Source organism: Nitrospira sp. CMX1, assembly GCF_054902215.1.
Genome location: NZ_JBUBKD010000010.1, coordinates 95210 through 107370 on the forward strand (window position 1 = coordinate 95210; position 12161 = coordinate 107370).

Annotated in this window: 14 protein-coding genes; all 14 read right to left on the reverse strand. The window is 56.1% G+C overall.

Going from position 1 to position 12161, the window contains the following annotated elements; genetic code table 11:
* Positions 1 to 12 precede the first annotated feature (12 nt).
* The 14 genes from ACYX34_RS01735 to ACYX34_RS01800 all read right to left on the reverse strand — a co-directional run bounded on the left by ACYX34_RS01735 (position 13) and on the right by ACYX34_RS01800 (position 12124).
* The gene (locus ACYX34_RS01735) at positions 13 to 705 is read right to left on the reverse strand and encodes a lysophospholipid acyltransferase family protein (RefSeq protein WP_462074828.1); all 693 of its coding nucleotides are present in this window, start codon (positions 703 to 705) and stop codon (positions 13 to 15) included.
* Positions 702 to 1361, reverse strand: coding sequence for a (d)CMP kinase (cmk, locus tag ACYX34_RS01740; protein WP_462074829.1), 660 nt, complete (start codon positions 1359 to 1361; stop codon positions 702 to 704). Before cmk ends, ACYX34_RS01735 begins: the two co-directional genes overlap by 4 nt.
* Before the next feature lie 23 nt (positions 1362 to 1384).
* The gene (gene aroA, locus ACYX34_RS01745; protein WP_462074830.1) at positions 1385 to 2707 is read right to left on the reverse strand and encodes a 3-phosphoshikimate 1-carboxyvinyltransferase; all 1323 of its coding nucleotides are present in this window, start codon (positions 2705 to 2707) and stop codon (positions 1385 to 1387) included.
* Positions 2704 to 3597 carry a prephenate dehydrogenase gene (locus tag ACYX34_RS01750; RefSeq protein WP_462074831.1) on the reverse strand — a complete coding sequence of 298 codons (894 nt, stop codon included), beginning with the start codon at positions 3595 to 3597 and terminating at the stop codon, positions 2704 to 2706. The genes aroA and ACYX34_RS01750 overlap by 4 nt, the downstream gene beginning before the upstream one ends.
* A gap of 7 nt (positions 3598 to 3604) precedes the next feature.
* Positions 3605 to 4618 carry a 3-deoxy-7-phosphoheptulonate synthase gene (aroF, locus tag ACYX34_RS01755; protein WP_462074832.1) on the reverse strand — a complete coding sequence of 338 codons (1014 nt, stop codon included), beginning with the start codon at positions 4616 to 4618 and terminating at the stop codon, positions 3605 to 3607.
* Between the two features lie 9 nt (positions 4619 to 4627).
* Positions 4628 to 5722, reverse strand: coding sequence for a histidinol-phosphate transaminase (hisC, locus tag ACYX34_RS01760; protein WP_462074833.1), 1095 nt, complete (start codon positions 5720 to 5722; stop codon positions 4628 to 4630).
* A gap of 2 nt (positions 5723 to 5724) precedes the next feature.
* Positions 5725 to 6801, reverse strand: coding sequence for a prephenate dehydratase (gene pheA / locus ACYX34_RS01765; RefSeq protein ID WP_462074834.1), 1077 nt, complete (start codon positions 6799 to 6801; stop codon positions 5725 to 5727).
* A 160-nt stretch (positions 6802 to 6961) separates the two neighbouring features.
* Positions 6962 to 7966 carry a Holliday junction branch migration DNA helicase RuvB gene (ruvB, locus tag ACYX34_RS01770; protein ID WP_462074835.1) on the reverse strand — a complete coding sequence of 335 codons (1005 nt, stop codon included), beginning with the start codon at positions 7964 to 7966 and terminating at the stop codon, positions 6962 to 6964.
* 16 nt (positions 7967 to 7982) lie between these two features.
* Positions 7983 to 8474, reverse strand: coding sequence for a hypothetical protein (locus ACYX34_RS01775; RefSeq protein ID WP_462074836.1), 492 nt, complete (start codon positions 8472 to 8474; stop codon positions 7983 to 7985).
* A 5-nt stretch (positions 8475 to 8479) separates the two neighbouring features.
* A complete protein-coding gene (ruvA, locus tag ACYX34_RS01780) occupies positions 8480 to 9088 on the reverse strand; it encodes a Holliday junction branch migration protein RuvA (RefSeq protein WP_462074837.1) in 609 nt (202 codons plus the stop codon).
* Positions 9089 to 9136: 48 nt separating this feature from the next.
* Positions 9137 to 9895, reverse strand: coding sequence for a YebC/PmpR family DNA-binding transcriptional regulator (locus ACYX34_RS01785; protein ID WP_462074838.1), 759 nt, complete (start codon positions 9893 to 9895; stop codon positions 9137 to 9139).
* A gap of 218 nt (positions 9896 to 10113) precedes the next feature.
* Positions 10114 to 10830, reverse strand: a complete 717-nt coding sequence (locus tag ACYX34_RS01790; RefSeq protein ID WP_462074839.1) for a hypothetical protein — start codon at positions 10828 to 10830, stop codon at positions 10114 to 10116.
* A gap of 134 nt (positions 10831 to 10964) precedes the next feature.
* Positions 10965 to 11687 carry a PCP reductase family protein gene (locus tag ACYX34_RS01795; RefSeq protein ID WP_462074840.1) on the reverse strand — a complete coding sequence of 241 codons (723 nt, stop codon included), beginning with the start codon at positions 11685 to 11687 and terminating at the stop codon, positions 10965 to 10967.
* Positions 11688 to 11899: 212 nt separating this feature from the next.
* Complete coding sequence (locus tag ACYX34_RS01800; RefSeq protein WP_462074841.1) at positions 11900 to 12124, reverse strand: DUF433 domain-containing protein; 225 nt, start codon at positions 12122 to 12124, stop codon at positions 11900 to 11902.
* Between the last annotated feature and the right edge of the window lie 37 nt (positions 12125 to 12161).

The following is a 12161-nucleotide window of genomic DNA, read 5'->3' on the forward strand; positions in this document are numbered from 1 at the left end:
AAGTCGCCGGGCTCACTCAGCGTTGTGAGCGTCGGCGGTCGGCCTGCCCGGTGCGTCGACGACCAGGTCACCCTTCCTTGTTGGAACGGGAACTTGACCTAAGGCTGCGATATGCTCAATCACCGTACGGCTGACCAGTTGATAAAACTGCTTTGTCTCCGTTCGTTCTTTCTGTTTTTCCACATCAAATGTAATCGGAGCCCCAAGCCGTACCGTCACTCGACGCCATCGAGGCCAAGAGGCGCCAGGAGGAAGTACGTCAAAGGTTCCTTTCAAATAGGCCGGAACGACCGGACATCCGGTCTGCGACACGATCACTCCAATACCTGCCTTGGGCTGTCTGAGATGACCATCCTGAGTGCGTCCTCCCTCCGGGAAAATCACCACAATATGGCCGGCTCGAATCAGGTTAATGGCCTTCCCGAACGCTTCCCGATCCAGACGGCCCAGCTTCACCGGAATCCAGCCCAATGATTGCAACAGGCCGTTTAACACCGGGACTGGAAACAGGTCATGGCGCCCTAAATACCAGGCCCGACGATTCATCCCGCAACCGAGAAGCGGAATGTCAAGGTAGCTGGCATGGTTGGCGGCAACCAGCAGACCTCCGGTTCGAGGAACCTGGCCCTCGACACGGTAGCGAAAACAGAGCCGGGCAACGCCACGCGCCAGGACCCATAACAGCCCATAGATGATCCCGCTCACAACCCAGTCGACACAGCCGCGATCATCTGCTCTACAACCTGATCGGGATTCAGAGTAGACGTATCGATAAATCGTGCATCCATTGCCGGAGCCAATGGGTCGATGGAACGAGTCCGATCTCGTTGATCGCGAGCCGATAGATCTCGGGACGTGGTTTCAAGCGATCCTCCCCGCCCTGCCGCGACCAACTCACGGTGCCGCCGTGCCACTCGAACTTCAGCATCAGCGTCCAAGAAGAACTTGAACGAGGCAGCAGGAAAGACCTTGGTGCCGATATCACGACCTTCTGCCACCACAGATCCTCCCTGGCCGATCTGTCGTTGGATCGGCAGCAGCCATTCACGAACGGCTGGAATGGCGGAGACAAGAGAAGCGGCGGCCGTCACTTCTGGCGCACGCAGTTGACCCGTGACATCGGAACCATCGACCAGCACCTGCATCGCGCCCTGATGAAACTGCATTTGAATGGAGATGGTCGGCAGGAGAGTGGCGACTTGTGTATGGTCCGTGGGATGAATCCTTGACTGCAAGGTTTTCCATGCGACAGCCCGATAGAGTGCCCCTGTATCAAGATAGAGATACCCGAGTCGAGCCGCCAGCAATTTGGCGACCGTACTCTTCCCCACGCCAGCTGGCCCATCAATCGCAATAATCACACTTCCCTCTTCGCATTGAACCGTCACGCCGAGTGGGCCAAGAGATCGGTCAGCACCGCCTCAAAATTGGGGAATGACGTCTCGACACACCCGGTGTCCGCAATGGTCATACCCTGTTCCGCCGTCAATCCACCAATGGCCAATGACATGGCCACCCGATGGTCTCCATGGCTCCGTGCATTGCTGGCAGCCTGCAACCGTCCGTTCTCTCCGCTTCGCCCTAAGCCTCGAATCACCATGCCATCCGGTCGCTCCTCAACCAGCGCCCCCATGGCCTTCAGTTCCCCGCTCATGGTCGCAATCCGATCACTCTCTTTGACTCGCAACTCTTCCGCGCCTGAAATGACGGTGTCCCCTTCCGCGACCGCAGCTGCTACGCACAAGACCGGGAATTCATCGATGGTCTTGGGAATAAGCTCATGGCCGATCGTCACTCCCTTCAGGACAGCAGACTGCACACGCAGATCCCCAACGGGCTCTCCAGCCGCCTCGCGCAAGCCTAATACCTGAATATCAGCCCCCATCTTTCTCATGACGTCGATGAGGCCTGTTCTGGTTGGGTTCATCCCGACATTGCGAATCGTGACGTCGGATCCTGGCACGATCGTGGCGCCGACCAGAAAGAAGGCGGCAGCCGAAAAATCACCGGGAACCGTCACATCCACGCCTCGCCATCCAACCGGCGGCCTCCCGTCTAAGACCAGCGTTCCCTCTTCCTGCCTGAGAGGAATGCCGAAGAACTGAAACATCCGTTCCGTATGGTCCCGTGATAACCGTGGTTCTCGATACCGAGTCTGCCCTTGAGCAAAGAGGCCGGCGAGAAGAATCGACGATTTAATCTGAGCGCTCGCCACGGAGGAGTGATAATCGATCCCATGAAGGCCCGCACCGGTAATCGCTAAGGGAGCCAATTCTCCTCCCTTGCGGCCGGCAATGATCGCCCCCATCTCGCGTAGCGGCTTGACCACCCGCCCCATAGGACGCCGCCTGATCGATTCATCCCCGGTCAGGACAGAAAAGAAATCCTGACCGGCCAACAGGCCGGTCAGCAGTCGAATCCCCGTTCCGGAATTTCCGCAATCGATCGGTCCCTGTGGTTCGGTCAGCCCCCAGAACCCTTTCCCGGACACGGTCAATTCGGTCGGCATCTCCACGATGGGAATACCAAGGGCCTGAAATGCCCTCATCGTGTTCAGGCAATCTTCACCGCGACAATAGCCGGAGACGGTGCTCGTTCCTTCCGCCAAGGCCGTGAGGATGATCACCCGATGAGTGAGAGACTTGTCGCCGGGAACGGTCGTGGTTCCCCTGAGTGGACGGCCAGGACTGATGGTTAATGTGGTCATGAGTGACGCACGGTCGAGCTCGCAAGTTTTTCGCGCTCGCCTTTTGCCCGTTCGAGAGCTTTTTCGATACCGGCCGCATCTCCGGCTTGAATCAGATGTTTCAGTTCTCCCAAGGCCCCTGTGTACCGGTCGATATACGCCACCACATTATCGCGATTCCACAGAAAAATATCTCGCCACATTTCCGGAGAACTCGCGGCAATCCTCGTCGTATCCCGCAATCCTCCTCCGGAATGGGCGGCAAGATCCAAGAACGGCAACTCCTGGTCACGAAGCTCTGACAATGCATTCATGAGTGCAAAGGCCGCCACGTGGGGCAAATGACTGACGGCCCCGAGGACTTGATCGTGGAGGTGTGGGTCCATCGTCAACATGACCGAACCGGTTTCTTCCCATAACTGTCTCACCCGTTCGAGCGCAGTAGCATCGGTCCGTTTCGTGGGAGTCAGAATACAACGTGCTCCTTTGAATAGCTGATCGGAGCCGGCGGCAACTCCCGTCTTCTCTTTCCCTGCGATGGGGTGGGCCCCGACAAAATGAACCCCGGCAGGCATGGCGGCCTCCGACCGTTCGACCAACGTCCCTTTCACACTCCCTACGTCACTGACGATCGATCCGGGAGCAAGGCAATGGGCCCATTCCCGTAGATGTCGCTCGTACGTATCGACAGGCGTTGCCAGAACGATCAAATCTGCGCCACGCACACCCTCTTGGGGATCAGCCACATATCGATCAATCGCACCCAACGCCACGGCGGTTTTCAGATTTTCCACTCGACGGCCAATACCCACCACGTGGTCGGCCAATGCCCTGCGGCGGAGGATCATACCGAGCGAGCCACCGATCAGCCCGACCCCGACAATTGCGACTTGCTTAAAATGGACCGACATCGAGATGTTACAACTCTCTTCCTACGGCTTTCGCGATATTCTTCAGATCCCCCATCAGTATCTTGAATTTTGACGGCTTGATCGATTCTTCGCCGTCACAGAGCGCGCATTCGGGATTTGAATGAACCTCAATAAGCAGCCCATCCGCCCCGGCCGCGACCGCCGCTTTGGACATCGGTGCCACAAGATCCCACTTGCCTGTGGCATGGCTGGGATCCACGATGACCGGGAGATGAGAGAGCTCTTTCAACGTTGGAATGGCCGCCAGATCCAGGGTGTTGCGGTACTGAGTCTCGAACGTACGAATACCCCGCTCGCACAGCATCACATTCTGATTTCCGCGTGACATGATGTACTCGGCAGACAGAAGAAACTCTTTGATCGTGGCCGACAATCCTCGTTTAAGGAGCACGGGCTTGTCATAGGCGCCGACTTCCTTCAACAGCTCGAAGTTCTGCATGTTCCGAGCACCAACCTGAATAATATCCGCCTTTTCCAAAAACAGTTCGATATCACGAGTATCCAAGATTTCACTGACCACAGGTAAACCCGTTTGCTTTCTCGCCTCGACGAGATAGTCCAGCCCTTCCCGGCCCAGTCCTTGAAATGAATAGGGCGACGTTCGCGGTTTATAAGCTCCACCACGCAGAATCGTGGCCCCCGAAGCTTTGACTTCATGGGCAATCCCGACCGTCAGCTCAAGTCGCTCCACTGCACAAGGACCAGCCATGATCGCGAGTTTCTTGGCGCCGATTTTGACACCCCCGACATCGATGATCGTGGGCTCTTTTTTGAACTCGCGACTGACCAGCTTCCAAGGTGCCAGGATGGGCAGTACGCTTTCGACACCTGGAAGGGCCGTTAAGGGCTGATTGTGCAGGATACGATCGTCGCCGATGACCCCGATGATGGTGCGCTCCTGACCCGTCGAGATTTGTGATTTGAGGCCAAGATCCCGAAGTCGGTCGATAATGTGGTCGACTTCGCTTTCCGATGCTTCCGGTTTCAATACGATGATCATAAGTCCCTCTTACGACTCTTCTCTACCGTCACCTAAGACCTTGCCAAGCGCCTGAAGGAAGGCGGTATTTTCGTCGGGTTGGCCGATGGTGACTCGCAGCATGGTACCCTCGATATGCCGTACAATAATGCCTTCTCGCAAAAGTGCGTCAAATATCCCGCGTCCGTCCCGTTTGGCGTCAAAGTAGAGAAAATTGGTTTCCGTTGGGATCGGTATGAGTCCGAGCGTCCGCAGCCCCTGCTCCACCTGTTCGATTCCGGCGGCATTGACCGCCCGACTCTTCGCCACATGCTCGTCATCACCCAAGGCAGCCAGCGCGGCTTTCTGGGCAAGGCTATTAGCATTGAACGGAGGCCGAACTCGATTCAAGTAGTCGATGACCTCCGGCGTGCTGACGCCGTACCCGATTCGCAATCCGGCCAGCCCATAAATCTTCGAGAAGGTCCTCAGGACGATCGCGTTCCGCCCTTGCTTCACGTAGGCCATGGCATCTGGAAATTGAGGATGGCGGACATATTCAAAATAGGCCTCATCGAACACCACAATCACATCGTCCGGCACTCGTGCCATCAGCCGGTCGACCGCATCCGCCGGCACCATTGTCCCGGTAGGGTTGTTGGGATTACAGAGAAACAGCAATCGCGTTCGTGGCGTGATGGCCTGGGCCATTGACTCAAGGTCGTGAGTCCAGTTGACGAGAGGGACGATCACCGGCCTTCCATGGACGGCCGTCACCTCCATCTTGTAGATCACGAACGTGTGATCCGCCATAACGGCTTCATCGCCGGGAGCTAAAAATGTTCTGGCGAGCAAGCCGATGACCTCATCAGACCCGTTCCCGAGGATAATGTGCTCTCGTGTGACTTTCCAACGATCGGCAAGGGCCTGTCGCAGTTGGTAAGCTCCCCCATCTGGATAGCGATGGAGCGTATCCTGCACTCCGTTCAGAGCCGCCACAGCTTTTGGCGAAGGCCCGAGTGGATTCTCGTTGGAGGCCAGCTTCACGACCCGAGTCAGCCCGAACTCCCGCTGGAGCTCATCTATCGGCTTCCCCGGCACGTAAGGACTGAGCGATCGGATATCAGGGTGAACTTGGAGTGCCATAATCAGCCATGAGCCGGATAAGAACCCAAAATCTTCATGAAGAGACAACGCGCCTTCACTTCTTCTACGGCCTTGTTAACCCGATCGTCACTGATGTGTCCCTCGACATCCACAAAGAAGATATATTCCCACGCCTTGCGTTGCGAGGGGCGCGACTCGATCTTTGTCATGCTAATGCCATAGGAGGCGAACGGACGAAGCAGATCGTAGAGGGCCCCGACTTTATCCTTCACCGACAACATCAACGACGTCTTATCTTTCCCCGTCTGTTCCGACGGTTTTTGCGAAAGCACCAGGAAACGGGTAAAGTTATTCAGGTTGTCTTCGATTCTGGCCCTAATTACTTTTAGACCATAGAGCTGACCGGCCAACTCGGACGCGATGGCGGCGGATGCCGGGTCATCGACGCACATCTCGGCTGCTCGGGCCGTACTCGCCACCTCCACCGTTGGAACATGGGGCAGATTGGTCTCCAGCCAGTTCCGACACTGCGCCAGCGCATGCGGATGTGACTGAATCTTCTTCACCTCTTCCATAAGTCCCGACTTTGACAACAGATGGTGGGAGACCTCTTGGAGAATCTCTCCGTAAATCAGCAGGTTGGAATCGATAAACATGTCAAGAGTGTGATTCACCACCCCTTCTGTCGTGTTCTCGATCGGCACCACCCCAAAATTAGCCCGACCCCGCTCCACTTCGTTGAAGACCTCTTTAATACTCTGGACGGGTACATACTGGACGGACGAACCGAATTTCTGCATGCAGGCCATATGGGTAAAGGTCGCCCTCGGCCCGAGATAGGCCACCTTCTGCGGAGCTTCAAGCGACAGGGAGGCCGACATGATTTCTCGATAGACAGACCGAATAGCCTCGCTGGGGAACGGACCGGTATTGAGCTTGGTAAGCCGTTGGATGATTTCAGCTTCTCGACCGGCGGTGTGGAGGTTGGCGGCGGCATCCTTCTCTTTTTTGAGCCGTCCGATTTCGATGACGCTCTTTGAGCGTTCATTGAGAAGCCGAATGATTTCGTCATCGATCCTATCGATTTCCTTACGGTATTCTGACATGTCCTTGGGCATACGGCGTCTCGTTTCAAACACCCGTTTACAGGAGGGCTTCATCCCGTTGAGGGACGGGGACCATCAGGAGACAAGTGGGGAATTCTACAGGATCGGTGGAAACTATTGCAAGAACAGCTCGTGTCTGCGGGCAGCGCCCGACAGAGTGAAATGTGCAGGCCTACATCAGCAAGTGGGAATGCCGCTTGAAATGGTCGTACGCCAACTTCGTCACCTGACGACCACGTCCGGTACGATCTAGGAACCCTGCCTGGATGAGATAGGGCTCATACACATCCTCGATTGTACCCTTATCCTCTTGGACAGCGGCGGCTAGAGACTCAACTCCAACCGGTCCACCGTTAAATTTCTCGATAATAGTCAGGAGCACTTTGCGATCCATGTCGTCGAACCCTGCCTCGTCGATCCCGAGCCAAGCCAACCCTTCCTGAGCAACCTGCTGAGTGATATGCCCATCGGCCTTGATCTGGGCGTAGTCTCTGATGCGTTTGATGAGCCGATTGACAATCCGTGGCGTCCCTCGCGCCCGTCGTGAGATTTCCGTCGCCCCACCGCGATTGATCCCGACCCCCAGGACACCCGCTGATCTCACGACAATAGCCTCCAACTCGGACGGTTCGTAGAACTCCAGCCGATAGACCAAGCCAAAGCGATCGCGGAGCGGGGAGGTGAGAGATCCGGCCCTCGTCGTCGCTCCCACCAGCGTAAACGGCGGCAGATCGAGTTTCACGGTCCTGGTCGCTGGTCCTTGCCCGACAACCAGGTCCAGCTGGAAATCCTCCATCGCCGGATAGAGCGCCTCCTCCACGGAGGCAGGAAGTCGATGGATTTCATCGATGAACAACACATCATGTTCTTGAAGATTCGTGAGCACTGCGGCAAGATCGCCGGCATGAGCAAGGACCAATCCCGAGGTTGACCTCAATGCCGCGCCCATTTCTCGTGCAATGATATGTGCAATAGTCGTTTTGCCAAGACCAGGTGGGCCGTAAAAGATGGCGTGGTCAAGCGATTCTCCTCGCTGCCTCGCCGCCTCGATACAAATCCGAAGCGACTCCTTCATCTTTTCTTGACCGATATACTCCTCAAGCGTCTGGGGCCGGAGAACATGCTCCAGGCCTCGCTCCTCGTCCGTTGCGTGGTTGGTGACAAGGCGTTCAGTCATAGCCGAATATCGATTGCTACTTGGGACTTGGCATCTGTTGGTACTGTGGGGGTGGCGGCAGAGCCCCCTGACCAGGTTGGGCTGTACTGCCACAATCCGGAGGGCATGTTTTGTATCCCTGAGAGGCGTCCGGGAACGTCGTCTCCATTTTCCGCAACTGGCACTGGGTCAGCCGCCCCCCATCACTACTCCCACAACGCGCGGGAACCGAGGAACTGCCGATCTGTGCATACCCTTCAGGGCACGTCCCACACACCCCCAGCATATTCGCCCCGAGTGGCACGCATTGCACAAGCGTCCCATCGTTATCTTTGCAAATGTCTTGCGATTGCGTCACACCGGTCGTCGCATAGCCTTCCGGACATTTTCCGCAGGTCATCCGGATGCTTTTCGGCTCCGAGGATTCCTCCGCCAGGCTCACAGATGGAGAGAGGGAACTGAACAACGTCCCCATCGCCGCACAGTACAAGATGAGCCTGGCAGTACTCCCCGCACAAACTGATACCATGTATGCTACCCCCTTGCTAGTTCTTTGAGCCCTTCTCGAATAAGCTCCTTCAGCGCCAGAGAGCCTGAGGCAGCCTTTGTCACCCGCTTGAGGGCTTCTTTGGCATCTTGAGCGCGATAGCCCAAGTGTACCAGAGCGGACAACGCATCCTCGAAGAGATTATCGAATTCCGCAGGTTCTGCTGCGGCCGAATGGGGGTGGATACCTTGGATCTTGCCGACCTTGTCTTTGAGCTCAAGTGCAAGACGACCGGCCGACTTCTTGCCGATTCCTGGCACCGTCTCCAGCTTCTCGACATCCGTAGTCTGAATCGCATGAACCAAGTCTGTGACCGATAAACTCGACAGCACGCTGAGTGCCAGCTTGGGTCCGATTCCGGAGACGCTGGTCAACAGCAAAAACGCCTCTTTCTCGTTCTTCGAGAAAAAGCCGAATAGCTGGATCGCATCCTCCCGCAGATGCGTGTGGATGTGCAGCGCCGTATTGTCATCGAGGTTCGGAAGCGAATAATAGGTACTGAGGGGGATATGAACTTCGTACCCGACCCCCTGCACATCAATCGTCAGATGGGTAGGCGCTTTGACGGCCAACCGCCCCGTGAGAAAGGCGATCATCTCATCTTGCTATCCGAGGACAAGGACCATATGAGCATTCCTGGAGAATCAGCCTGCCGCCGTCGCGGCCACTTTCTCCATGACGTCATCCGGAATATCGAAGTTGGCATGAACCTTTTGCACGTCGTCATGCTCGTCCAAGATTTCCATGAGCTTCAGCATCTGCTCGGCGGCCTTTTCTTCCAATCGAATGGTATTCTGCGGAACATATGTGACTTCCGCCAGTGTGGTCTCAATTTTCGCGTCGGCCAGCGCTTTTTTGACGGCTTCAAATTCTTGCGGCCCGGTGATGATCTCGATCGCTTTCTCACCGGTTTTCACGTCTTCTGCTCCGGCATCTAAGGCCAAGGACAACAACGTATCCTCATCAATTTTCCCCGGTTCGATCGTCAGGAGCCCTTTCTTGTGAAACTGCCAGGCGACAGCACCAGCCTCAGCCATGTTGCCATGATTCTTGGTCAACAGACTCCGGATCTCCGCAACGGTCCGATTCCGATTATCGCTCGTAATGTCCAGGAGAAGCGCTGTTCCTCCAGGCCCATAGCCTTCCAGCGAAAACTCTTCATAGGTCACGCCGGGCAACTCCCCTGTACCACGCTGAATCGCTTTCTTCAAGGTATCACCGGGCATGTTGGCTTCTTTCGCCTTGGCGATGGCCAGGCGAAGCCGTGGATTCCCATCCGGATCCCCCCCCGAACGGGCGGCGATCGTCACCTCACGAATAATTCGGGTAAAAATCTTTCCACGCTTGGCGTCCTGAGCCCCTTTGTGCCGCTTGATCGTAGCCCAATGACTATGTCCACCCATGTGTGTCCTCCTCTATCCAGCCATGCGCTCAAGGCCGGTTAGAGATCTATGATAGAGCACGAATGACTTGTGAACGGCTACAGGTAGCACAGGCTTCGGAAAGGTGTCAAATCGCACAGATCTCTGAGGAAGGACGAGCAGTCGCTATTCAGAATCCACACGCGGCGGGAGGTTGGGCAGAGGAGAGGACCACTACATATGGCTACACCACATGGTGGTCATTCAAAATACAAAAGCAGTTGAATTCCGATGACAATGACACATCCAGCCCATGCCGCTTCCCAGCGTTTCATCGTCTGCGCCGAGGTGCCGGAAACCCATGCGACCATGGCACTTGAAATCGCTGCGCCGATACTGACCGTGCCGAGAAGAGCATGGTGTAATTCGATAGTGTGATTCGCTGGATGGTTCCCATGGGAGTGGACAAAGAGGAGCACGGCTCCTGCGAGGCCGAGAAACACCAGGGGGACAGCCCAAGCCGGGTGCCGTGCCAACCCGATACGGCGAATCGTCTCACTGACTGCGGCAGTCGCACTAAACACCCCATAGAATTTATGTTGAATGATCTCTGGATCTTGTCCGGAGAAGGTTTGGATAAAGCTGAGCGACCCGATCGGCCAGGCCTCATGGTCGCTCCAAATCAGTAAATAGGTCCCGAGGACTCCAAGCGCACCTGGCAGCACCAGACGGGTCCAGACAGGCAACTGGTACCGCAGCGCATGCCCTAACTCCGCCAGGCCAAACAGCAGGACGAACAACCCGGCGAATCTATGATTGAACTCGGAATAGGCGATCCCTTGGTCTGATCCCTCCCAACTGCCACCACCAGCGTCACGATGGGTTTCGTGGCGCTGCTCTGCTGGAGCGAGGATCGGATGATGTTCAGAAGAGAGTTGGGTGCGCACGTCGGCACCCAAGAAAGACGGTGTACTCACCAGTACCAGAACAGATAGCAGAGCAGCCCACCACTTCATGCCATCGAACCGTCGACCGAGTGACCGCGCATAGGGGAAAGGCCCACCCAGATGGCCGGATAGGCCTTTCGCTTCCCAAGAGAACGAGACCGTGCTTACATAAACTTCATAAACTTGTCTTTGGCATCATCCATCACCTGTGCCGTGATGGTCGCCAACCCACGTTCCTTGGCCATCCGCTCCACTTCTTTGCGGGCCATGGGACGGATGAAATCAGGGATGTTCTCCAACCGCTGTTCGGCTTCGCGTGACCAGGTCATACCTTCAGGGGAATAATTCTTGGAGTCATCCATGACCTGCAACGTGATGCTCTTAAAGCCCTGCTTGCGTGCATAGCCCTCGACACTCGCTTGCACCATCGGCTTCACGAACGCAGGCAACCGATCCAGTTTCTCCTTCGCATCAGACGTCCAGGTGAACTCAGAGGGCCCGCCGTTCGCAGGCTTACCGGAGTTGGTCAGGCCCATTTCCGCTACCATCGCGGAGAATGGACAGCCACTCGCTTTCTCAGGAGCCTTCGTTGGCGAAGCCGCCGTAGCAGCGACCGCTGGCTCTGCAGAACTGGGCTTTGGAGCGGGAGCCCCTTGGCCATTTCCTGCCAGACTCTGCAACCCTTCCATGGAAGCCGCCGGCTCAGCCTTCGCGCCGAGCTTCAGGCCGAGGGAATTCATCATGTTCGTCTCGCCGGCGTTCGTCACCATCGAGAACTTCGCGTTGCACGACGGGCAGGCAAAGAAGACACCGAGGGAACCTTCCTGCGGTTTCTCGACCTTCTCGAGACTCATATAAGTTTCACAGTTCAGACAGACGAATTTCATACAAACTCCTCACCACCTTGATTAAGTGGTTGTGACAGCGTTTCGAATCTCTCACACACAGGAATCTTACGCTATCACAAGGGTTTTCGGGGAGTCAAACCGACCGACCGGCAGTGTGACGAGGCAACGTAGCCATGACACACATTGGGCGTGTAGACGCCCTTTATCCTGCACACTCAAATTATGAGCACTCGCTCGAATCCCTCTGATCTTCACGCAGCAAGAATGGGATGATTGAGCCGACTGCTGGCGAACTTCCGGCAGGCTGAAATATCTTCAGCCTCGAGATCAGGTAATTCTTCAAGGACTTGTTGTTGTGAGAGGCCGGCGGCGAGCAAATCCAATACGTCGTCGACGCGGATACGCATCCCCCGAACACGGGAGCGTCCACCACATTGCTTGAGGTTGACTGTGATACGTTCGACGAGTCCAGCCACGGTGGAGTCTGCTGAAACGTCTGATTATTATCAACCG